The 22568-nt window shown below is 58.2% G+C and carries 22 protein-coding genes; 15 read left to right on the top strand and 7 right to left on the bottom strand.

All coding sequences use genetic code 11. From position 1 onward, the window contains the following. Positions 1-117 precede the first annotated feature (117 nt). From AC1DWM_RS07405 to AC1DWM_RS07430, 6 genes are all read left to right on the top strand, one after another. Positions 118-1416 carry an ABC transporter substrate-binding protein gene (locus AC1DWM_RS07405; RefSeq protein WP_223511880.1) on the top strand — a complete coding sequence of 433 codons (1299 nt, stop codon included), beginning with the start codon at positions 118-120 and terminating at the stop codon, positions 1414-1416. A 158-nt stretch (positions 1417-1574) separates the two neighbouring features. Further along, positions 1575-2483 carry a carbohydrate ABC transporter permease gene (locus AC1DWM_RS07410; RefSeq protein WP_223511881.1) on the top strand — a complete coding sequence of 303 codons (909 nt, stop codon included), beginning with the start codon at positions 1575-1577 and terminating at the stop codon, positions 2481-2483. Then, entirely contained in the window at positions 2476-3321 is an 846-nt protein-coding gene (locus AC1DWM_RS07415; protein ID WP_223511882.1) for a carbohydrate ABC transporter permease, read from the top strand. The genes AC1DWM_RS07410 and AC1DWM_RS07415 overlap by 8 nt, the downstream gene beginning before the upstream one ends. Positions 3322-3325: 4 nt before the next feature. After that, positions 3326-4486: an ABC transporter ATP-binding protein gene (locus AC1DWM_RS07420; RefSeq protein WP_223511883.1), complete on the top strand. Its 1161-nt coding sequence runs from the start codon at positions 3326-3328 to the stop codon at positions 4484-4486. A 192-nt stretch (positions 4487-4678) separates the two neighbouring features. Then, on the top strand, positions 4679-6025 hold the full coding sequence (locus tag AC1DWM_RS07425; protein WP_223511885.1) for a carbohydrate porin: 1347 nt from the start codon (positions 4679-4681) through the stop codon (positions 6023-6025). Between the two features lie 115 nt (positions 6026-6140). Continuing rightward, entirely contained in the window at positions 6141-6995 is an 855-nt protein-coding gene (locus tag AC1DWM_RS07430; protein WP_223511886.1) for a D-hexose-6-phosphate mutarotase, read from the top strand. A 140-nt stretch (positions 6996-7135) separates the two neighbouring features. Here AC1DWM_RS07430 and AC1DWM_RS07435 read toward each other — a convergent pair whose 3' ends face one another. Next, a complete protein-coding gene (locus AC1DWM_RS07435) occupies positions 7136-7996 on the bottom strand; it encodes a MurR/RpiR family transcriptional regulator (RefSeq protein ID WP_177318169.1) in 861 nt (286 codons plus the stop codon). A 226-nt stretch (positions 7997-8222) separates the two neighbouring features. Between AC1DWM_RS07435 and zwf the strand changes: the two genes are divergently transcribed. The 4 genes from zwf to AC1DWM_RS07455 all read left to right on the top strand — a co-directional run bounded on the left by zwf (position 8223) and on the right by AC1DWM_RS07455 (position 12078). Continuing rightward, a complete protein-coding gene (gene zwf / locus AC1DWM_RS07440; protein WP_477794909.1) occupies positions 8223-9692 on the top strand; it encodes a glucose-6-phosphate dehydrogenase in 1470 nt (489 codons plus the stop codon). Continuing rightward, the gene (gene pgl, locus AC1DWM_RS07445) at positions 9679-10392 is read left to right on the top strand and encodes a 6-phosphogluconolactonase (RefSeq protein ID WP_223511890.1); all 714 of its coding nucleotides are present in this window, start codon (positions 9679-9681) and stop codon (positions 10390-10392) included. The genes zwf and pgl overlap by 14 nt, the downstream gene beginning before the upstream one ends. 17 nt (positions 10393-10409) lie before the next feature. Then, positions 10410-11075 carry a bifunctional 4-hydroxy-2-oxoglutarate aldolase/2-dehydro-3-deoxy-phosphogluconate aldolase gene (locus tag AC1DWM_RS07450; protein ID WP_223511892.1) on the top strand — a complete coding sequence of 222 codons (666 nt, stop codon included), beginning with the start codon at positions 10410-10412 and terminating at the stop codon, positions 11073-11075. Between the two features lie 277 nt (positions 11076-11352). Then, the gene (locus AC1DWM_RS07455) at positions 11353-12078 is read left to right on the top strand and encodes an intradiol ring-cleavage dioxygenase (protein ID WP_477794910.1); all 726 of its coding nucleotides are present in this window, start codon (positions 11353-11355) and stop codon (positions 12076-12078) included. Positions 12079-12080: 2 nt separating this feature from the next. Here the strand turns inward: AC1DWM_RS07455 and AC1DWM_RS07460 are convergent, their stop codons facing one another. Continuing rightward, positions 12081-13262 (bottom strand): aminotransferase class V-fold PLP-dependent enzyme, encoded by a 1182-nt coding sequence (locus AC1DWM_RS07460; protein WP_477794911.1) that lies wholly within the window; start codon positions 13260-13262, stop codon positions 12081-12083. A gap of 17 nt (positions 13263-13279) precedes the next feature. Next, positions 13280-13516, bottom strand: coding sequence for a DUF3820 family protein (locus AC1DWM_RS07465; protein ID WP_007949456.1), 237 nt, complete (start codon positions 13514-13516; stop codon positions 13280-13282). 204 nt (positions 13517-13720) lie between these two features. Between AC1DWM_RS07465 and AC1DWM_RS07470 the strand changes: the two genes are divergently transcribed. Further along, the gene (locus AC1DWM_RS07470) at positions 13721-14188 is read left to right on the top strand and encodes a ferritin-like domain-containing protein (protein WP_477794912.1); all 468 of its coding nucleotides are present in this window, start codon (positions 13721-13723) and stop codon (positions 14186-14188) included. A gap of 123 nt (positions 14189-14311) precedes the next feature. On the opposite strand, the gene AC1DWM_RS07475 is transcribed toward AC1DWM_RS07470, so the two are convergent. Then, positions 14312-14782, bottom strand: coding sequence for a MaoC family dehydratase (locus AC1DWM_RS07475; RefSeq protein WP_223511899.1), 471 nt, complete (start codon positions 14780-14782; stop codon positions 14312-14314). 41 nt (positions 14783-14823) lie between these two features. Continuing rightward, positions 14824-15768 carry a lysophospholipase gene (locus AC1DWM_RS07480; protein WP_477794913.1) on the bottom strand — a complete coding sequence of 315 codons (945 nt, stop codon included), beginning with the start codon at positions 15766-15768 and terminating at the stop codon, positions 14824-14826. A 232-nt stretch (positions 15769-16000) separates the two neighbouring features. On the opposite strand from AC1DWM_RS07480, the gene fadD2 reads away from it, so the two are divergent. Continuing rightward, the gene (fadD2, locus tag AC1DWM_RS07485) at positions 16001-17689 is read left to right on the top strand and encodes a long-chain-fatty-acid--CoA ligase FadD2 (protein ID WP_223511903.1); all 1689 of its coding nucleotides are present in this window, start codon (positions 16001-16003) and stop codon (positions 17687-17689) included. Between the two features lie 385 nt (positions 17690-18074). Continuing rightward, positions 18075-19775 carry a long-chain-fatty-acid--CoA ligase FadD1 gene (fadD1, locus tag AC1DWM_RS07490; RefSeq protein ID WP_223511905.1) on the top strand — a complete coding sequence of 567 codons (1701 nt, stop codon included), beginning with the start codon at positions 18075-18077 and terminating at the stop codon, positions 19773-19775. A gap of 161 nt (positions 19776-19936) precedes the next feature. Here the strand turns inward: fadD1 and AC1DWM_RS07495 are convergent, their stop codons facing one another. After that, positions 19937-20314, bottom strand: a complete 378-nt coding sequence (locus AC1DWM_RS07495; protein WP_046032015.1) for a hypothetical protein — start codon at positions 20312-20314, stop codon at positions 19937-19939. Positions 20315-20731: 417 nt separating this feature from the next. On the opposite strand from AC1DWM_RS07495, the gene AC1DWM_RS07500 reads away from it, so the two are divergent. Continuing rightward, positions 20732-21691 carry a YihY/virulence factor BrkB family protein gene (locus AC1DWM_RS07500; RefSeq protein ID WP_223511907.1) on the top strand — a complete coding sequence of 320 codons (960 nt, stop codon included), beginning with the start codon at positions 20732-20734 and terminating at the stop codon, positions 21689-21691. Beyond that, entirely contained in the window at positions 21688-22227 is a 540-nt protein-coding gene (def, locus tag AC1DWM_RS07505; protein ID WP_477794914.1) for a peptide deformylase, read from the top strand. The genes AC1DWM_RS07500 and def overlap by 4 nt, the downstream gene beginning before the upstream one ends. Positions 22228-22361: 134 nt before the next feature. Here def and AC1DWM_RS07510 read toward each other — a convergent pair. After that, a partial coding sequence (locus AC1DWM_RS07510; RefSeq protein ID WP_477794915.1) for an integrase core domain-containing protein occupies positions 22362-22568 on the bottom strand: 207 nt, incomplete at its 5' end.

Below are 22568 nucleotides of genomic sequence, written 5' to 3' on the forward strand. Positions count from 1 at the left end.
CCATGCAGTGACATTCAAGCGTCCCTTCGTTACCTGCGAGGGGATAACTCCTGTTTAAAATCCTATGCAGCGCAAGCACCAGACTTGCATGCATAACAACAAGAAAGGTACTTCTAGATGAATGCGATTTCTCGCCTCGCTACTGTCATTTCTCTCGCTTCCCTGTCTGCGCTCCCTCTCAGTGTGCTTGCCGCCGAAACCAAAGGTTCCGTGGAAGTCGTTCACTGGTGGACGTCGGGTGGTGAAAAAGCAGCGGTCGATGTGCTCAAGGCTCAAGTCGAAAAAGACGGCTTCACCTGGAAAGACGGCGCAGTCGCCGGCGGTGGTGGTTCTACAGCCATGACCGTGCTCAAAAGCCGCGCCGTAGCGGGTAACCCGCCGGGCGTCGCACAGATCAAAGGCCCGGACATCCAGGAGTGGGGCAGCACTGGCCTGCTCAGCACCGACGCGTTGAAAGACGTTTCCAAGTCGGAAAACTGGGATGGCCTGCTGTCGAAGAAAGTCTCCGATACCGTGAAGTACGAAGGTGACTACGTCGCCGTTCCGGTGAACATTCACCGTGTGAACTGGCTGTGGATCAACCCGGAAGTGTTCAAGAAAGCCGGGATCGAAAAAGCCCCGACCACCCTCGAAGAATTCTATGCCGCCGGCGACAAGCTCAAAGCCGCAGGCTTCATCGCGCTGGCCCACGGCGGTCAGCCTTGGCAGGACAGCACCGTGTTTGAAGACGTGGTGCTCTCGGTCATGGGCGCCGACGGTTACAAGAAAGCTCTGGTCGACCTGGATCAGAAAACCCTCTCCGGCCCGGAGATGACCAAGTCGTTCACCGAACTGAAAAAAATCACCGGCTACATGGACCCGAACCGCGCCGGTCGTGACTGGAACATCGCCGCTGCTGAAGTCATCAACGGCAAGGCCGGTATGCAGATGATGGGCGACTGGGCGAAAAGCGAATGGACTGCGGCGAAGAAAGTCGCGGGCAAGGACTACCAGTGTGTACCGTTCCCGGGTACCGAAAAAGCCTTCACCTACAACATCGACTCCCTGGCGGTGTTCAAGCTCAAAGCGGATCGCAAGGGTGACATCGCTGCCCAGCAAGACCTGGCCAAGGTCGCATTGGGCACTGACTTCCAGAAAGTCTTCAGCATGAACAAAGGGTCGATCCCGGTGCGTAACGACATGCTGAATGAAATGGACAAGCTCGGCTTCGACGAGTGCGCCCAGAAGTCGTCGAAGGACTTTGTTGCGGACGACAAGACTGGCGGCCTGCAACCGAGCATGGCGCACAACATGGCCACCTCCCTGGCCGTGCAAGGCGCGATCTTCGACGTGGTCACCAACTTCATGAACGACAAGGATGCTGACCCGGCCAAGGCCAGCGCCCAACTGGCATCGGCTGTCAAAGCGGCCCAGTAAAACCCTGGCCGCAGGCTTGTCTGCGGCCTGATTCGACGCGTTCCCCTGTAGGAGCCGGCTTGCCGGCGAAGGCGGTGTGCCTGACACACGGCGGTGCCTGAATCGCTGGCAAGCCAGCTCCTACAGGTGATTCTTCAATTCCTGACTGGATTATCCCGATGAGCTCTGTGGCGGTTTTCAGCAAAGCCTCACCGTTCGATGCGCTGCAACGCTGGTTACCCAAGTTGGTACTGGCGCCGAGCATGCTGATCGTGTTGGTTGGTTTTTACGGTTACATCATCTGGACATTCGTACTGTCCTTTACCAGTTCCAGCTTCATGCCAAGCTACAAGTGGGTCGGCCTGCAGCAGTACGCCCGCTTGCTGGACAACGATCGCTGGTGGGTCGCGAGCAAAAACCTCGCGGTCTTCGGTGGCATGTTCATCGGCATCAGCCTGGTGCTCGGCGTGTTCCTCGCCGTGCTGCTGGACCAACGCATTCGCAAGGAAGGCTTCATTCGCACCGTTTACCTGTACCCGATGGCGCTCTCGATGATCGTCACCGGTACGGCATGGAAATGGCTGCTCAACCCGGGCCTGGGCCTGGACAAGATGCTGCGTGACTGGGGCTGGGAAGGCTTCCGTCTCGACTGGCTGGTGGATCAGGATCGCGTGGTGTATTGCCTGGTGATCGCCGCCGTATGGCAAGCCTCCGGGTTTGTGATGGCGATGTTCCTGGCCGGCCTGCGGGGTGTCGATCAATCGATCATCCGTGCCGCGCAAGTCGACGGCGCGAATCTACCGACCATCTATATGAAGATCGTGCTGCCGAGCCTGCGCCCGGTGTTCTTCAGTGCCTTCATGATCCTCGCGCACATTGCGATCAAGAGCTTCGACCTGGTGGCGGCGATGACAGCCGGCGGTCCTGGCTACTCGTCCGACCTGCCGGCGATGTTCATGTATTCCTTCACCTTCAGCCGTGGCCAGATGGGCATTGGTTCGGCCAGCGCCATGATGATGCTCGGCGCGATCCTGGCGATTCTGGTGCCGTACCTGTACTCCGAATTGCGAGGCAAACGCCATGAGTAATCAACTTGGCAAACCGGCCTTGAGCTTCAGCCGTATCGCGATCTACGCAACGCTGTTGCTGGCGGCTGCGGTCTATTTGATCCCGTTGGTGGTGATGCTGCTGACCAGTTTCAAATCCCCGGAAGACATCCGCACCGGCAACCTGCTGAGCTGGCCGACCGTGATTGACGGTATCGGCTGGATCAAGGCTTGGGACGTCGTAGGCGGCTATTTCTGGAACTCGGTGAAAATCACCGTGCCGGCCGTTCTGATTTCCACCTTCATCGGTGCCATGAACGGTTATGTACTGTCGATGTGGCGCTTCCGTGGCTCGCAACTGTTCTTCGGCCTGCTGTTGTTCGGCTGCTTCCTGCCGTTCCAGACCGTGCTGCTGCCGGCCTCGTTCACCCTCGGCAAGTTAGGCCTGGCCAACACCACAACCGGTCTGGTGCTGGTGCACGTGGTCTACGGCCTGGCGTTCACCACGCTGTTCTTCCGCAACTACTACGTGAGCATCCCGGATGCACTGGTCAAGGCAGCACGCCTGGATGGCGCGGGCTTCTTCACGATTTTCTGGAAGATCCTGCTGCCGATGTCGATCCCGATCGTGATGGTCTGCCTGATCTGGCAGTTCACCCAGATCTGGAATGACTTCCTGTTCGGCGTGGTCTTCGCCAGTGGCGATGCCCAGCCAATTACCGTGGCCCTGAACAACCTGGTCAACACCAGCACCGGGGCCAAGGAATACAACGTTGATATGGCCGCCGCGATGATCGCCGGGCTGCCGACACTGCTGGTCTACATATTCGCTGGCAAGTATTTCCTGCGTGGGCTGACGTCCGGCGCGGTCAAGGGGTAGAAATATGGCAACTCTCGAATTACGCAACGTCAACAAGACCTACGGTGCCGGTTTGCCGGACACCCTGAAAAACATCGAACTGAAGATCAATGACGGTGAGTTCCTGATCCTGGTCGGTCCTTCGGGCTGTGGTAAGTCCACGCTGATGAACTGCATCGCCGGTCTGGAAAACATCAGCGGCGGCGCCATCCTGGTGGACGACGCTGACATCAGCGGCATGAGCCCGAAAGATCGCGACATCGCCATGGTGTTCCAGTCCTACGCGCTGTACCCGACCATGAGCGTGCGCGACAACATCGCTTTCGGTTTGAAGATCCGCAAAATGCCGACCGCCGAAATCGACGAAGAGGTCGCTCGTGTCGCCAAATTGCTGCAGATCGAACACCTGCTGAGCCGCAAGCCGGGCCAGCTCTCCGGTGGTCAGCAACAGCGCGTGGCCATGGGTCGTGCCCTGGCGCGTCGGCCGAAAATTTACCTGTTCGACGAACCTCTGTCCAACCTCGACGCCAAGCTGCGGGTCGAGATGCGCACCGAAATGAAACTGATGCACCAGCGTCTGAAAACCACCACGGTCTACGTGACCCACGACCAGATCGAAGCGATGACGCTGGGCGACAAAGTGGCGGTGATGAAGGACGGGATCATCCAGCAGTTCGGCACGCCGAAAGACATCTACAACAACCCGGCGAACCTGTTCGTGGCGAGCTTCATCGGTTCGCCGCCGATGAACTTCATCCCCCTGCGTTTGCAGCGCAAGGACGGTCGTCTGGTGGCACTGCTCGACAGCGGTCAGGCACGGTGTGAATTGCCGCTGGGCATGCAGGACGCCGGTCTCGAAGACCGCGAAGTGATTCTGGGCATGCGCCCTGAGCAAATCGTGTTGGCGAACGGCGAATCGAACGGATTGCCGACCATTCGCGCTGAAGTTCAGGTCACCGAGCCGACCGGTCCCGACACCCTGGTGTTCGTCAATCTCAACGAAACCAAAGTCTGCTGCCGTCTGGCGCCCGACGTCGCACCGGCCCCGGGCGAAACCCTGACCCTGCAATTCGATCCGTCGAAAGTGCTGCTGTTCGATGCCAAGACCGGGGAACGTCTTGGTGTAGCGGGTCAGCCTGTAGCCGAGACACACATCGCCAACGTAGCCCAATTCAAGGGCCGCTGAAGATCAAAACTGTAGGAGCCGGCTTGCTGGCGATGGCGGTCTGACATTCAACGTCGATGTTGACAGTCAGATTGCCATCGCCAGCAAGCCGGCTCCTACAGGGGGAAATCCGCGGCGGGTGGCCTGTTATCCGTCGCACCTGATGTCACCGCGTTAGAAAAAAGTTAATAACAATAAAACGAGGAAGTAGGGATGAAGAAGAACAACAACGCTCAGCTTATCTGCCAGTTGTCAGCAGTTGCAGCAATGATGCTGGCCGGTAGTGTGCATGCAGCTGACGCGTTCAGCGCCGATTCCGAATGGATGACCGGCGATTGGGGTGGCGAGCGGACCAAGCTGATCGAGCAAGGCATCGACATCAAAATGGACTACGTCGGTGAAGTCGGCAGCAACCTCCACGGCGGCTTCAACGACAACACAACGGCTCGTTACGCCGACCAGTTTGGCCTGGGGGCAGCGCTGGACCTGGAAAAACTGTTTGGTTGGGATAACACCCAAGCCAAGGTCCAGTTCACCAACCGTAATGGCGAGAACATCTCCAATGACCGTGTCGGCGACCCGCGTACCGGCACGTTGAGTTCCTCCCAGGAAGTCTTCGGCCGTGGCCATATGGTCCGTCTGACCCAATTGTGGATCAAGCACCAGTTCCTCGACAATAAACTGGACATCAAAGCCGGTTACTTCGGCGAAGGCGAAGACTTCAATACCTTCCCATGCGAGTTCCAGAACCTGGCGTTCTGCGGTTCCCAAGTGGGTAACTGGGCCACCAACATCTGGTTCAACTGGCCGGTAATGCAGGCTGCGGTCCGCGTGAAGTACAACATCTCGCCTGAGTTCTATGCGCAGATCGGTGCGTACAACCAGAACCCGTCGCAACTGGAACACGGTAACGGCTTCAAGCTGAGCGGCAGTGGCACCGCAGGGACCGTGTTGCCCGTCGAACTGGTCTGGTTGCCGAACCCTAACAACCTGCCGGGCGAATACCGTGTCGGTTACTACAAGAGCACGGCCGAGGCCAATGACGTCCTTAAAGACGCCAACGGTACTGATGCGGCAACGACCGGCCAACCCTATCGCGAACACAGCAGCAAGCACGGCTACTGGTTCGTTGCACAGCAACAACTCACCAGTCACAACGGTGACAAGTCTCGTGGTCTGAACATTGCGGCCAACGCCACTTTCCACGACAAGGAAACCAACATCGTCGACAACTACCAGTCGCTGATGTTTGTGTACAAGGGGCCGTTCGATGCGCGTCCAAAAGATGACATGGGCATCGGTTTCGCCCGTATCCATGTCAACGATGACGTGAAGAAAAACGAAGAAGCGATCAACGCTGCCAACGGTGTCACTGAATACGAAAACCCACTGTTCACGCCTCTGCAGACCACCGAGTACAACTACGAAATCAACTACGGCTTCCACGTTACCAACTGGCTGACCGTGCGTCCCAACCTGCAATACGTCACTCACCCGGGCGGTGTGGATGAGGTCGATAACGCGCTGGTGGCCGGCCTGAAAATTCAGTCGGTGTTCTAACGTTGTTGCGATAAGCTCCCCTCTATGTGCGCATATTTGCGGACAGCCCAGGCTGTCCGCTTTTTTTTGGGGTGGGCGCGCCCCCGGTGACAGATGATTTTCAGGACCGCGGCACATGCATGAGCATCCGCTACAACGCTTCTTCAAATCCTTGCGTGAACGTCCGGTGTTTGCGTGGGAGCGCTATCAGAAGCGCGACGTGTTGGTGATCGACCATCCGCTGTGTCAGGCGGTGTTCAGTCGCCAGGGCGCGCAGTTGCTGCACTTTCAACCAACGGGTCAAAAACCCTGGCTCTGGTGCGCGGCGAAGTGGCCGCAGGTCGGTGCGATTCGTGGCGGCGTGCCCGTGTGCTGGCCGTGGTACGGCCGTCATCCGAGCGAAAATGCCTGGCCTTCCCATGGTTGGGCACGGTTGATCGACTGGAAGCTGCTCGACAGCAGCCATGACGACGATGGCGTGCGATTGCACTGGCAACTCCAGCTGTGCGACTGGCAAGTGGACCTGCATGCCCACCTTGGCGAGCGCATGGATTTGCGCCTGAGCACCGAGCATCAGGACAGCCTGCCGTGCCAATTGAGTCAGGCGTTGCACGCCTATTGGCGTATCGGTGACGTGGGAGAGGTAGCGCTGTCTGGGCTGGAGGGCGCGCAGGGTTATGACCACTTGAGCCGCCAGATGTGTCAGCAGGAAGGTGAGTTGCGGGTCGATGGCGGGTGCCAGAGGGTGTTCCAGCACGACGGCGAATTGCAGCTCAAGGACCATGCCTGGCAGCGTGAGTTATGCATCGATACCGGTGATCAGGCGGACACGGTGGTATGGCATCCAGGCTCGCGGCCATTGTTGGGTGTGAGCTGGAATGAGATTTCAGAGTTTGTGTGTGTGGAGGCGGCCAGCGGCGGCACCGACAGCCTGAGCCTGGCGCCGGGGGAGAGGGCGCATTTGAGTTTGCAGGCGCGGGTTGGGATTTAGTTCAAAATTTATGGTGTTGCGGCTGACGCCTTCGCGGGCAAGCCCGCTCCTACATTTGGAATGCATTCCCCTGTAGGAGCGGCGGTGCGACGATTCGACTTGCCCGCGAAGAGGCCCTGTCAGTCAGCGGAGATGTCGAATTAGTTGAACTCATCCCCAATCGGATACCGGCTCGCATTCAGGCTCTCTTTGATCTTGCGCAAATGTGGCTGGAAATCCACACCGCGACGCAAGGTCATGCCGGTCGCCAGCACGTCCAGCACGGTCAGTTGGATGATGCGCGAGGTCATCGGCATGTAGATGTCGGTGTCTTCCGGCAGTGGAATGTTCAGGCTCAGCGTACTGGCCTTGGCCAATGGCGACCCCTCGGCCGTCAGGCCCAGTACCGATGCACCGTTTTCACGGGCGATGCGCGCCACTTCCACCAGTTCGCGGGTGCGGCCGGTGTAGGAAATGATCACGAACAGCTCGCCGGTGTGCGCCACCGACGCAATCATGCGTTGCATCAGTACATCGGCGTGGGCGGTGACGGCCAGATTGAAACGGAAGAATTTGTGCTGAGCATCCAGCGCCACCGGGGCCGAGGCGCCGAGGCCGAAGAAGTGGATCTGCCGGGCCTGAATCAACAGATCGACGGCGCGGCTGATCAGGTTCGGGTCCAGCGCCTGCAAGGCACTGTCCAGAGAGGCGATGGCGCTGCCGAAAATCTTTTTTGTATACGCTTCAGGATTGTCATCAGCCTCGACCGCACGGCTGACATACGCCGCGCCACTGGCCAGGCTTTGGGCCAACTGAAGTTTGAGTTCCGGGTAGCCGCTGACGCCGAATGAACGGCAGAAGCGGTTGACCGTCGGCTCGCTGACCTTTGAGGCCTGGGCGAGCGCAGCGATGCTGAACCGGGTGGCCTGCTGTGGGTTGAGCAGGATCACTTCGGCGACTTTACGTTCAGCCTTGTTCAGGTCTTCAAGGCGGTTCTGGATCTGTTCCAGTAAATTTCGCACGCGGTCCATATATGTTCCTTGGGTCAGCAGCGCAAATTAGAGTTCGGCTATGCCAAAAGGGCCTTGGATGCGGCCCCAAACGGTGGCCTATCCTACTGATGGCTCCGACCGACCACCACTCGGAATCTGTATTTTGCGAAAATGTTGTGGTTATTACTACATTTTCTCTTGAGCGATGCCTTGAAAAAAGGTATTTGTAGCTTAACTTGATAAAAGAACAAACATCATGCCTTCGATTACGGTTGAACCGTGCACCTTTGCCTTGTTCGGCGCCCTCGGCGATCTGGCCTTGCGCAAGCTGTTTCCTGCCCTCTATCAACTCGATGGCGCAGGCCTTCTGCACGAGGATACGCGCATTATCGCGCTGGCCCGGGAGCCCGGCACTGAGCAGCAGCACCTGGCATTTATTGCCTCGGAGTTGCGTCGTTATGTGGGTGCCAAAGAGCTGGACGAAGCGGTGGCCGAGCGCTTTCTGGCTCGACTGAGCTACCTGCACGTCGACTTTCTCAACGCTGACGATTACATCGCCCTGGCGGAAATGGCCGGCAGCGCTCAGCGTGTGATTGCCTACTTTGCGACACCGGCTGCCGTTTACGGCGCGATTTGCGAGAACCTGGCCAAGGTCGGTCTGACTGAAAACACCCGCGTGGTGCTGGAAAAACCCATCGGCTCGGACCTGGAATCCTCGCGCAAGGTCAACGACGCCGTGGCGCAGTTCTTCCCGGAAAACCGCACCTACCGTATCGACCATTACCTGGGCAAAGAGACGGTTCAAAACCTCATCGCGCTGCGTTTTGCCAATAGCCTGTTCGAAACCCAGTGGAACCAGAACTACATCTCCCACGTGGAAATCACTGTGGCCGAGAAGGTCGGGATCGAAGGCCGTTGGGGTTACTTCGACAAGGCCGGGCAGCTGCGGGACATGATCCAGAATCACCTGCTGCAACTGCTTTGCCTGATCGCCATGGACCCGCCGGCCGACCTGTCCGCCGACAGCATCCGCGACGAAAAAGTCAAAGTCCTCAAGGCGCTGGCGCCGATCAGCCCGGAAGGCCTGACCACTCAGGTGGTGCGTGGTCAGTACATCGCCGGCTACAGCGAAGGCAAGTCGGTCCCGGGTTACCTGGAAGAGCCGAACTCGAACACCCAGAGTGACACCGAAACCTTCGTCGCCTTGCGTGCCGATATCCGCAACTGGCGTTGGGCCGGTGTACCGTTTTACCTGCGGACCGGCAAGCGCATGCCGCAGAAACTGTCGCAGATCGTCATACACTTCAAGGAACCGTCGCATTACATCTTCGCTCCTGAGCAGCGTCTGCAAATCAGCAACAAGCTGATTATCCGCCTGCAACCGGACGAAGGCATTTCCTTGCGCGTGATGACGAAAGAACAAGGCCTGGACAAGGGCATGCAACTGCGCAGTGGTCCGTTGCAGCTGAACTTTTCCGACACGTATCGCAGCGCGCGGATTCCCGATGCCTACGAGCGGTTATTGCTGGAAGTGATGCGTGGCAATCAGAACCTGTTTGTCCGTAAAGATGAAATCGAAGCCGCGTGGAAGTGGTGTGACCAGTTGATCGCCGGGTGGAAAAAATCCGGTGATGCGCCCAAGCCGTACGCGGCCGGGTCCTGGGGGCCGATGAGCTCCATTGCTCTGATCACGCGGGATGGGAGGTCGTGGTATGGCGATATCTAAATTGAAACTGCCTCAGGGCGTCAGCGCCCATGGGTTCAAGAGCCCGGTGCTGCTGGCTGAAGCTTTGGCACTGACGGTCGCCAAGCAACTGAGCGATGCGATCGATACCCAAGGCACCGCCACGCTGGTGGTGTCCGGTGGTCGCAGTCCGGTGGCGTTTTTCCAGCATCTGGCCAAACAGGCGCTGGACTGGTCGAACGTGGTGGTCAGCCTGGCTGACGAGCGTTGGGTGCCGGTCGAACACGCCGACAGCAATGCCGGTTTGCTCAAGCGTTATCTGTTGCAAGGCCTGGCGGCGAAGGCGCAGTTTCTGAGTTTGTACAGCGCCAGCGCCAACCTTGAACAGGCTGCCGAGCAGGCCGACCGTTTGCTGTCCGAACTGCCGGTGATCGACGTGCTGGTGTTGGGCATGGGCGATGACGGCCATACCGCGTCGTTGTTCCCGAACAGCCCGAACCTGGCCGATGCCTTGAAAGCCGACGGTACACGTCGTTGCTACCCGATGCTGGCACCCACCGTGCCGCATCAGCGTTTGACCATGAGTCGTGCGCTGTTGGCCTCGGCCAAACACAAAGTTCTATCGATTTCCGGTCAGTCCAAACTGACCACCCTGAGTGCCGCATTGGCCGCCGACGATGTCGCCGCCATGCCGATTCGCGCGTTTTTGCAACCTACGTTAGAGATTTACTGGTGCCCATGAGCCAAGGAACAGCCGCTATGACATCCCCATCCCCGACCGTTTCCATGGCGGACAAAGTTGCCCTGATCGACAGCCTCTGCGCCAAGGCGCGGATTCTGCCGGTGATCACCATCGCTCGCGAACAGGACGTGCTGCCGCTGGCCGACGCCCTCGCCGCCGGTGGCCTGACCGCCCTGGAAGTGACCCTGCGTTCGCAGTTCGGCCTCAAGGCCATCCAGATCCTGCGCGAACAGCGCCCGGAACTGATGACCGGTGCCGGCACCGTGCTGGATCGCCACATGCTCGCCGCTGCCGAAGCGGCCGGCTCGCAGTTCATCGTCACGCCGGGCATCACCCGAGATTTGCTCGAAGCCAGCGTCAACAGCCCGATCCCGCTGTTGCCCGGCATCAGCAATGCCTCTGGCATCATGGAAGGCTATGGCCTGGGCTATCGCCGCTTCAAGCTGTTCCCGGCGGAAGTGAGCGGCGGCGTCGCCGCTATCAAGGCCCTGGGTGGTCCGTTCGGCGAAGTGAAATTCTGCCCGACGGGCGGCGTCGGCCCGGCCAACATCAAGAGCTACATGGCGTTGAAAAACGTGATGTGCGTGGGCGGTAGCTGGATGCTTGATCCCGAGTGGATCAAGAACGGCGACTGGGCCCGCATTCAGGAATGCACCGCCGAGGCATTGGCGCTGCTGGACTGATCAGCTTTACCTGACACTTCGTTGTGTGTTCTACGGCTTTACGGTGCACTTGGTCGGTGCACCGTTTTTTTTGCCCGCAAAAAAAACGGGTGGGAGCGAGCCGGCTCCGGGCGGCGTTCCGACGATAGCGGACTTTCATTCAACATTGATGTCGACTGACACACCGCAATCGCGAGCAGGCTCGCTCCCACAGGGGAAGATCAGGCGATACATAATTACCGCATCTCACCGCTCGCCCGACGTTAACCTGCGTTCATCTTATGGAAGAGAGAACGTCATGGACGACAACACCTCAGTTGCACCCTCACAACCGGTTTGCCTGCTGTCTCCCGAACAGATCGCCGGCCCGTATTTCCGTAACCCGAAACTGATCAGGCGCAACATCAGCGAAGGCGCCGATGGCGTTCCCTTGGTGTTGCGCCTGGCAATCGTCGATGCCATGACTGGGCAGCCTGTCACGGGTGCGCTGGTCGATATCTGGCATTGCAACGCGCGTGGCGCCTATTCGGGTTGGAGCAAGAACGATCCGGACAAGGAAGTCGATGTCGATGAAATCGGCTCGATCCCGCGCACCGACGACGACACTTACCTGCGCGGCGGGCAATTCACGGACAAGCAAGGTGTCGTGCGGTTTACCACGATCTATCCGGGGTTCTACGCCGGTCGCGCGCTGCACATTCACGTCGCTGTGCGCATCACGGCCGGCAACAATTATCTGGAAGAACGGCATGTTGCCTGGGTCGGTCAGCTTTACTTTCCGCAGGTGGCTTCGCGGTCGGTACTGAACACCCGTGAGTACAGCGGTCGAAAGGCCTTGGCGCTGACCAACGCTGAAGACGTTTACTACAAGCAGCACGGCGGCGAAGCCTCGACCTTAAGCGTTCACACCCTCGCTCGGGACTCGAATGCAGATGGTTTTTTCGGTTTCACCACCATCGGCATCGACACCTTCGCGGTGTCATCGCACCTCAAGCCCGAGGACTTCGACAAATTCACCGTGTGACCTCAGCGCAGTTCGGTCAGCGCCCGGGCCAGCAGTTCCATGTGCGCGGCGGTGGTAGTCAGGCCTGGTGTGATGCGAATGCACGGGCCACTCGCGGCGCCGCTGCGCATCACGGTAAACAGGTTGTAGTCGCTGAGCAGCCGCTCGACCATGGGCTGTTGATCGACCTGTCTCGTGAAGCGCATCGACGTGATGCCGCAATACAGGCGAGGATCATCCGGCGTCATGACTTCGATCCCCGGGAGTTCGCGTACCGCGCTCACCCACAAATTGCGCAAGTAGTTGAGCCGGGCACCCTTGGCGGTGGATCCGCCCATGACGCGATGTTCCTCAAACACCAGCGGCAAGGTCAGCAGAGCCGGAATATTAGGTGTGCTGTGCGGCGTGCGTGCGCGAATGTCGGTGACCGGGAAACTCGTCTCGCCCATGTCCGGGTCGATGTCGGCCAGGCGCTCGGGGGCAATGTAGATGAACCCCAGCGTCAGCGGCGCACCGATCCATTTGTGCAGGTTGTAGCCGGCGAAGGAGATACCCAATTCATCGAGATTGAAGTCGATTTGTCCCAACGCATGAGCGCCGTCGAGGATCACATCGATCCCGTGTTCTTTGGCCGCGGCGGCAATCGCCTGCACCGGCATGACCAGACCGGTGCGGTGGGTGACGTGAGTCAGGGCCATCAGTTTGAGCTTGGGGTAACGCACAAACGCTTCGCGATAGCTGGCCAGCAAACTGTCGAAAGTGGCGGGGTGCGCATGGTCGATTTCGATCACCTCGACGCCGCGATTGCGCGCCAGCCAACGTATCGCCCCTTTTACGGTGTCGTATTCCAGATCGCAGATCAGCACCTGATCGCCCGGCTGAAGACGGTTGTAGTTGCGGATCAACGATTGCAAGCCGTCCGAGGCGTTGCGGGTCAGGGCCACAGAGTCGGCAGGTACGCCCACCAGTTCGGCCAATTGCGCGGTGATCTTCAGCGTTTCGCCCTGTTCGAACCGCTGGCGCACATACACCGAGTTACTGCGGTTGATGAACTCGATGTGGCGTTGGTATTCCTCAACCACCGTTCGCGACATGCGCCCGAAGTAACCGTTCTCCAGATTGATCGGGCCGGGTTCGACAGCATAGCGATCGGCAAAGATCTGCCAGAACGTTTCATCACGGGTGCGGCGGGTGTTATCGGGCATGGGCTACTCGGTCAGGATCAATGGCGGGGGGCAGGTTTGCCATGTTTGGCGCGCAGGGGCTCAAGCAATTCCGACAAGCCGTTGTGATCGATTTCCTGCATCAGGGCCAACAAGCCACCCAGTTCGCCATGAGGAAATCCTTCCCGGGCGAACCAGTTCAGGTACTGACCGGGCAGGTCGGCAATGATCCGGCCTTTGTATTTGCCGAAGGGCATTTCGCGGGTGATCAGCAGTTCGAGTTTTTCAGGGTTCATCAGTCGGTCGTCTTGATTCAATCGGTCTGGAAAATACAGGCATTCTGCATGCAGGCCAATTGACAGATCATGCAAAAAAAACGGATACAGATTTCGATATTTTAGATAACTAGTTGAAATATAAAGAATAAATTATCAGTTCGAAGCTGGCATGCAGGGTGCAACAGTCATTACATCTTTCATCAACCCGCGAGGAATTGAAAAGTGGCCGACATGAATAAAGAAGCGATCTCTGTACTCAACGACCTGATTGAAACCAGCAAAGACGGTCAGGAAGGGTTCAAGACTTGCGCTGAAGACATCAAACACCCAGAACTCAAAACGCTGTTCGTTCAGCGTGCTGCCAACTGCGCCTCTGCCGCTTCCGAGCTGCAATCCGCCGTACGTTCGATGGGCGGTGATCCGCAAACGTCCACCAGTGTCACCGGCGACTTGCACCGTCGTTGGGTTGACGTTAAATCGATGTTCACCGGCAAGGACGAAGAGGCTGTGCTGAACGAAGCCGAACGCGGTGAAGACCATGCACTGAAGGCTTACCGAGAAGCCATGGAGAAAATCAACAAACACAACCTGGTGGGTATTCGTGATCTGGTTGAACGCCAATACCACGGCGTGCAACGCAATCATGATCAGGTAAAAGCCCTGCGCAACCAGGCTCGCGCACGCTCGTAAGTTTCACTGAAAAAACTGTGGGAGCGAGCCTGCTCGCGAAGTGGTCGTGTCGGCAACATCATCGTTGCCTGACACTGCGCATTCGCGAGCAGGCTCGCTCCCACAATGGTTTTGCCCGGTCGATTAGCCGATGCTGATTGCCGGCAATTTTGGCAACGTCACGGTCAGCTGCTTGCGCGGCGCCAGGATCTCCGCTTCGCCATCCACGACCAATTCATCACGCTGGTTAAACACGCGCGTGGCAATGCGCACACGAAACTTCGGCATTTTCTCGAGGATTTCCAGACGCACGGTCAAGGTGTCGCCAATCTTCACCGGCTTCTGAAAGCTCATTTGCTGGCCAATATAAATAGTTCCCGGCCCAGGCAGCTCACAGGCTACGGCGGCACTGATCAGTGCGCCACTGAACATGCCATGCGCGATGCGCTCCTTGAACATGGTGCCTGCCGCGAACTCGGCGTCCAGGTGTACCGGGTTGTGGTCGCCGGACATGGCGGCGAATAATTGAATGTCGCGCTCTTCGACGGTCTTGCTGTAGCTGGCGGTCTGGCCGACTTCGAGGGCTTCATAAGGGGTGTTGGTAACCTGGGTCATCAGTTTCAATTCCTGTCACGAATAAATAAATTCACAAAAAACTATTCCGACCGGGGGGGCCGGCGGTGGCTGAGCGCCTCGGCGATCCACTGCAACACGTCGTTGACCACTTCATCGCGATTGCTCTCGTTGAAGAGTTCATGCCGCGCTTGGGGGTAAATCGTCAGGTGCAGGTTCTGGCTACCTGCCGCGCGCAAGGCGTCGGCCAGATCTTTCAGACGTTTGCCTTCGCTCACCGGATCACATTCGCCACCAATCACCAGCAGCGGCAGGCCCGGATCGATCTGCGCGAGATTGGACGCTTTGCTGATTTGCTGCAACCCACCCAGCAAATCGATCCACATCTGGTTGGTGCAGCGAAAGCCGCAGAGCGGGTCGTTGGCGTACAAATCCACTTCTGCCGGGTCGCGACTGAGCCAGTCGAACCGGGTACGTGCCGGATTGAACTGTTTGTTGAATGAACCGAAGGACAGCCATTCGATCAGCGCACTGCGCCCCTTGGGCCCTTGGCGCAACTTTTCTAAACGGGCGATCTGTCGTGCCGCGCGATAGAGCGCCACGGGCTGGAAATTGGAGCCGCTGAGCACCGCGCCGTGCAGGCTGGCGCTGTGATGCAGCAAATAGGCCTGCGCGATGTAACTGCCCATGCTGTGACCGAGCAACACGATGGGCACGCCAGGATGCTGTTGGCCAATGTGTTGGTTGAGACAGGCCATGTCGCCGACGACTTTGCACCAGCCATCATCATCGGCGAAATGTCCGAGAGTACCGTTTTCGGCAGTTTTGCCATGTCCGCGCAAATCCGGTGCGTACACGCCGTAACCCTGCTCGCAGAATTTTTCGGCCAATCGGGCGTAACGAGCGCTGTGCTCAGCCATGCCATGGGCCAGCAGGATCACGGCTTTTAAGGGCGAGGCGGGCAGCCACTGATTGACGAAAAGGCGGCTGTGGTCCATCGCGGTCAGCCAGAACGTGGTGTGGATCATGGCGATTCCTTTGCATGGGGCTGCATGTGGCATGGGCGTGGTTGCATTGTATAGCGCATCCCGTGCTCGCCGTCTGATCAGGTCATGCCACGGCTGGAAGATTCACACGGTCAATGACGGCGTCGGCTGTATTTGCCTGAATCGCCATAACTGCTAGTGTCCGTGAAGCCCGCTTTTTTCAGAAGTGACAGAAAAGCGACCCGGATAGGCTCAGGTAAAGAGGACAAGAATAATGCAACCTGAATTCTGGAATGACAAACGCCCGGCCGGCGTGCCCCTGAACATAGACCTTGGGGCCTATAAGTCGGTGATTGAGGTGTTCGAGCGTTCCTGCAAGAAATTTGCTGACCGCCCGGCATTCAGCAACATGGGCGTGACCCTGACCTACGCCGAACTGGAACGCCAGAGCCTGGCATTCGCCGCTTACCTGCAAGCCCACACCGACCTGGTGCCGGGGGATCGCATTGCGGTGCAGATGCCCAACGTCCTGCATTATCCGATTGCCGTCTTCGGTGCCTTGCGCGCCGGGCTGATTGTGGTCAACACCAACCCGTTGTACACCGCGCGGGAGATGCGTCATCAATTCAAGGATTCCGGCGCCCGGGCACTGGTGTACCTGAACATGTTCGGGCAGAAAATCCAGGAAGTGCTGCCCGACACCGACATCCAGTACCTGATCGAAGCGAAAATGGGCGACTTGATGCCGACCGCCAAGGGTTGGCTGGTCAATACCATGGTCAGCAAGGTCAAAAAAATGGTCCCGGCGTATTCGTTGCCGCAGGCCATTTCGTTCAAGAACGCGCTGCGCATGGGGCGTGGCCTGGGGATCAAACCGCTGAAAGTCGGCCTCGACGACATCGCCGTTCTGCAATACACCGGCGGCACCACCGGTTTGGCCAAGGGCGCCATGCTGACCCACGGCAATCTCGTGGCGAACATGCAACAGGCGCGGGCGTGCCTGGGGCAGTTCGGCGCTGACGGTCAGTCACTGCTGCGTGAAGGGCAGGAGGTGATGATCGCGCCGCTGCCGCTGTACCACATCTATGCCTTCACGGCGAACTGCATGTGCATGATGGTGACCGGCAACCACAACGTGCTGATCACCAATCCGCGAGACATTGGCGGCTTCATCAAGGAGCTGAAAAACTGGCGTTTCTCGGCGTTGCTGGGGCTCAACACGCTGTTCGTCGCGTTGATGGATCACCCGGACTTCAAGACCCTGGACTTCTCCAGTCTCAAGCTGACCAACTCCGGCGGCACAGCGTTGGTCAAGGCCACCGCCGAGCGCTGGCAGCAAATGACCGGTTGCCGCATCACCGAAGGTTACGGCCTGACCGAAACGTCACCGGTGGCATGCACCAACCCTTACGGCGACCAATCGCGCATTGGCACGGTCGGTCTGCCGGTGCCGGGCACCGCGCTGAAAGTGATCAACGATGAAGGCGTCGAGCAGCCGTTGGGTGAGCGTGGTGAACTGTGCATCAAAGGCCCTCAGATCATGAAGGGCTACTGGCAGAAACCCGAGGCCACCGCTGAAGTGCTGGATGCCGAGGGTTGGTTCAAGTCCGGTGACATCGCGGTGATCGACCCGGACGGTTTTGTGCGCATCGTCGATCGCAAGAAAGACATGATTATCGTCTCGGGTTTCAACGTGTACCCGAACGAGATCGAAGACGTGGTCATGGCTCATCCGAACGTCGCCAACTGCGCGGTCATCGGTGTGCCGGACGAGCGTTCGGGCGAGGCGGTGAAGTTGTTTGTGGTGGCCCGTGAAGCCGGGGTCAGCGTTGAAGAGCTGAAGGTTTTCTGCAAGGAAAACTTCACGGCGTACAAAGTGCCCAAGCACATCGTGTTGCGTGAGTCGTTGCCGATGACGCCGGTGGGCAAGATTCTGCGGCGGGAGTTGCGCGATATCGCGTAGGTGTTGCATGGCCGCGCTTCGCGCGGATCGCGGGCAAGCCTCGCTCCTACAGGTTTAATGTTGTCCACATAGAATGTGAACGACACGGAACCTGTAGGAGCAAGGCTTGCCCGCGATGCTTTTAAGGATCTGGAAATCCCTGGATTCAGGGGCTTTCACGTCGCTATAGAATCTTTGCTCTAAAATGACCGCCAGAAGTTCTTGAGTCATATTTGTGACCGTAGAGGCCGCTTTTGGCTCTGGTCGACCCTTGGCAAAGCTGCTACTCTCGGCGCGCTTTGTGACTTCTCGGCCTAGTAAAAAGCCAGACTCACCATTGAACAAACACCAATAATAATCGCATCAAATGCGGTGCTGAATTCGCGTTGCTGAGGAGTGGGCTTCCATGATCGAAGACTTTTGGAAGGATAAGTACCCAGCTGGGATCGCTGCCGAGATCAATCCAGACGAGTACCCGAATATTCAGGCAGTGTTGAAGCAATCCTGCCAACGCTTCGCCAACAAGCCGGCATTCAGCAACCTGGGCAAAACAATCACCTACGGTGAACTGTACGAATTGTCCGGTGCCTTTGCCGCTTACCTGCAACAGCATACCGACTTGCAGCCGGGCGATCGAATCGCCGTGCAATTGCCTAACGTGCTGCAGTACCCGGTTGCCGTCTTTGGCGCCATCCGCGCCGGTCTGATCGTGGTCAACACCAACCCGCTGTACACCGCGCGGGAAATGGAACACCAGTTCAACGACTCCGGTGCCAAAGCTCTGGTCTGCCTGGCGAACATGGCCCATCTGGCCGAGATCGTCGTGCCGAAAACCGGCGTCAAGCATGTGATCGTCACTGAAGTGGCCGACCTGTTGCCGCCACTCAAGCGTCTGTTGGTCAACAGTGTCATCAAGTACGTGAAGAAGATGGTCCCGGCGTATCACTTGCCCAAAGCCATCAAGTTCAACGACGTGTTGAGCAAGGGCCATGGCCAGCCAGTGGCTGAAGCCAACCCGGCCAGCAGCGATGTCGCTGTGCTGCAATACACCGGCGGCACCACCGGCGTGGCGAAAGGGGCGATGCTGACCCACCGCAACCTCGTGGCGAACATGCTGCAATGCAAGGCGCTGATGGGCTCCAACCTCAATGAAGGTTGCGAGATCCTGATCACGCCGCTGCCGCTGTACCACATCTATGCGTTCACCTTTCATTGCATGGCGATGATGCTGATCGGCAACCACAACATCCTGATCAGCAACCCGCGCGACCTGCCGGCGATGGTCAAGGAACTGTCGAAGTGGAAGTTCAGCGGTTTCGTCGGCCTCAACACCTTGTTTGTGGCCCTGTGCAATAACGAAGGTTTCCGCAAGCTGGACTTCTCGGCGCTGAAAATCACCCTGTCCGGTGGCATGGCCCTGCAACTGGCCGCCGCCGAACGCTGGAAAGCGGTCACCGGTTGCGCCATCTGCGAAGGTTACGGCATGACCGAAACCAGCCCGGTGGCCACCGTCAACCCGATCCAGAACATCCAGATCGGCACCATCGGTATCCCGGTTCCATCGACTCGCTGCAAAGTCATTGACGATGCCGGCGTGGAGCAGCCGCTGGGTGAAATCGGCGAACTGTGCGTGAAAGGCCCGCAGGTCATGAAGGGTTACTGGCAGCGCCAGGACGCCACCGATGAAATGCTCGACAGCGAAGGCTGGTTGAAGACCGGTGACATTGCGCTGATCCAGCCGGATGGCTACATGCGCATTGTCGATCGCAAGAAAGACATGATCCTGGTCTCCGGTTTCAACGTGTACCCGAACGAACTGGAAGACGTGCTCGCGACCCTGCCGGGCGTGCTGCAATGCGCGGCCATTGGCGTGCCGGACGAGAAATCGGGCGAGGCGATCAAGATCTTCATCGTTGCCAAACCCGGCGTGACGCTGACCAAAGAGCAAGTGATGGAGCACATGCGTGCGAACGTCACCGGCTACAAGGTGCCGCGAGCCGTCGAGTTCCGCGATGCGCTGCCGACCACCAACGTCGGCAAGATTCTGCGCCGAGAACTGCGCGATGAAGAACTGAAGAAAATCGCCGCGAAAAAGGTCGGCGCGTAACAAACAAAAGCCCCGCAGATGCGGGGCTTTTTGTTGGATGACAAGAAAAACTCAGGGGTTGTCAGACCGCTATCGCGAGCAGGCTCGCTCCCACATTGGTTTTGTGAGCGCCGCAGATCCCCTGTGGGAGCGAGCCTGCTCGCGAAGCTTTTGCTTTTGGCTTACAGACGGAACGGCGCGAAATTGACGTTGGTACCCGCCGGGCGCATGTCTTGCAGGTACGAGTCCTTGTCGGCACTCAGCTCCAGGCTCAATGCAGCCTTGCGCTTGCCTTCATTACGCACCACCAGACCTTCAAGCTTCTCGCGCAGGAACACGGTCGGCACTTTCAGGTGCAGCAGTTCGTCGGTGTCCGGCGTGTGCATCAGCAAGTGAACCCATTCGTACTGACCAACGGCCAGGCGCGCGACCGGGATATCGAACCACCAGATGTTGCGGTTGCGGTTCAATTCGGTGAAATGGCAGTTGTTGACGCCAAGCACGGCACCGCCAAGTTCCTGGTTTCTGCGGGCAATGGCCTGCTTTTTATCGAGTTTCATAACATTCCTACGGGATTGGATCTTCAGCGCCATGGCCTGAATACGTTGCGCATTCTCGGGGGTTGGTCGCTAAACATAAAGCCCAACCTGCCGAGATCGACAAAATGTGCGGTACAAAATAAATGAAACTCCGCGCAAACGCCTCCGGTCAATCCTTGTATTACGACTTTTCTCATTGAATTGTTCACAGGAGAAACACCATGAGCAGCACTGGCGATAAAGTAAAAGGCATCGACAACGCTTGATCTGGCCTTTGACGATGATCAGGAGCGGCCATCCACGGATGGCCGTTTTTGTGTCAGCCTGAACTTGAACACGGAAATTGTTTCAAAGTCGCCAAGTAGGCTACTTTGATGTAGAAAACGGCCCCTGAGTCGCCACGACTGACTCCCGATCTTGCGGCGAAAGGAGACGCTAATGATTTTCCCGGACATGAAAGGTCTGCCCCTGCACCGTGTGATGATGCGCACGGTCACCGAGTTCATCGACGATGAAATGTCGACCTATGCCTCGGCGCTGGCCTATCAGATGTTGTTCTCGTTGTTTCCCTTCATCCTTTTCCTGATTGCCCTGATCGGTTTCCTGCACCTGCCGGATTTTTTCTCCTGGCTGCGCCTGCAATCGGAATTGGTCTTGCCGCCCCAGGCGCTGGAACAGGTCAACCCGGTGATTGACCAGCTCCAGCAATCCAAGGGGGGGCTGCTCTCGGTGGGTATTGTGATTGCGCTGTATACCGCCTCCGCCGGTGTGCGGCTGATGATGAGCGCGATGAACGCAGCCTACGATGTGGTCGAAGGCCGGCCGGCGTGGAAGCGCTTCCCGCTGTCGATCATCTACACCGTCGGCATCGCCGGGATGCTGTTGATCGCCGCCGCGCTGATGGTGCTCGGCCCGCAGGTGATGGGCTGGATCGCCTCGCAAGTCGGCCTCGAAGACTTCATTGTGACCCTCTGGACCATCATGCGCTGGCCGGTGGTCGTGATTCTGTTGATGGTCGCGGTGGCGCTGATTTATTACGTGATGCCGGACGTCAAACAAGAGTTTCGTTTCATCACGCCGGGGTCGGTGCTGGCGGTGGTGGTGTGGATCCTCGCCTCCGTGGGCTTCGGTCTGTACGTCAAAACGTTTGCCGACTACAACGCCATGTATGGCAGTATCGGTGCGATCATCGTGCTGTTGCTGTACTTCTACATTTCCTCCGCGGTGTTGTTGCTCGGCGCGGAGATGAATGCGGTGATCGAACACATGTCGAGGGAGGGCAAGGACCCCGGCGAAAAGTACCCTGGCGAGCCCGGCCATGACCATCAAAAACACCACGTTTCGGGACTGGGGCGCGATCACTCGGTCCATCCCTCCACTGACGAAGTCATCAAATGATCCGTGAAATTCTGAAAATGGGTGATGAGCGCCTGCTGCGCATTGCCCCGCCGGTTCCGGCCGAGATGTTCGACAGCCCCGAGTTGTGGCAGTTGATCGACGACATGTTCCAGACCATGGAAAGCGTCGGTGGCGTTGGCCTGGCTGCGCCGCAGATCGATGTCGACCTGCAACTGGTGATCTTCGGTTTTGAGCACAGTGAGCGGTATCCGGACGCCGAAGCGGTGCCGCAAACCATTCTGATCAATCCGCTGATCACGCCGTTGAGCCCGACGCTGGAAGAGGGTTTTGAAGGTTGCTTGTCCGTGCCGGGCCTGCGCGGCGCCGTGGAACGTTACCAGCAGATTCGTTACGAAGGTGTCGACCCCAAGGGCCAGCCCATCGTGCGCATCGCTTCAGGGTTCCATGCGCGTGTGGTGCAGCATGAATGCGATCACCTGATCGGCCGCTTGTATCCGTCGCGGATTACCGACTTCAGCAAGTTCGGGTTTACCGAGGTCATGTTCCCCGATCTCGATCCCAACGCCGACGACTAAGCATCCACCGCCAAACCCTGTAGGAGTGAGCCTGCTCGCGATAGCGGTGTGTCAGACAAAAACTTCCCGACTGACACACCGCTATCGCGAGCAGCCTGATCTGGTCCAGTAATTTTGGACATTGTTTTCGGTTCTCACGCCGCCATCTTTTCTGCCGCTACCGGCGAGTGGTAACCGTTGTAGCTGTGGCGCCTTACATTGTTGTAGCGCGCCACATATCGGTTGATATCTACTCGGGCCTCATATTCCGAGTGGTAGCCCTCTTCAGGCACCCACTCGGACTTCAAGCTGCCAAAAAAACGCTCCATCGGGGCGTTATCCCAACATTGGCCTTTTCGACT

The organism is Pseudomonas sp. P4_C8, from assembly GCF_056401975.1.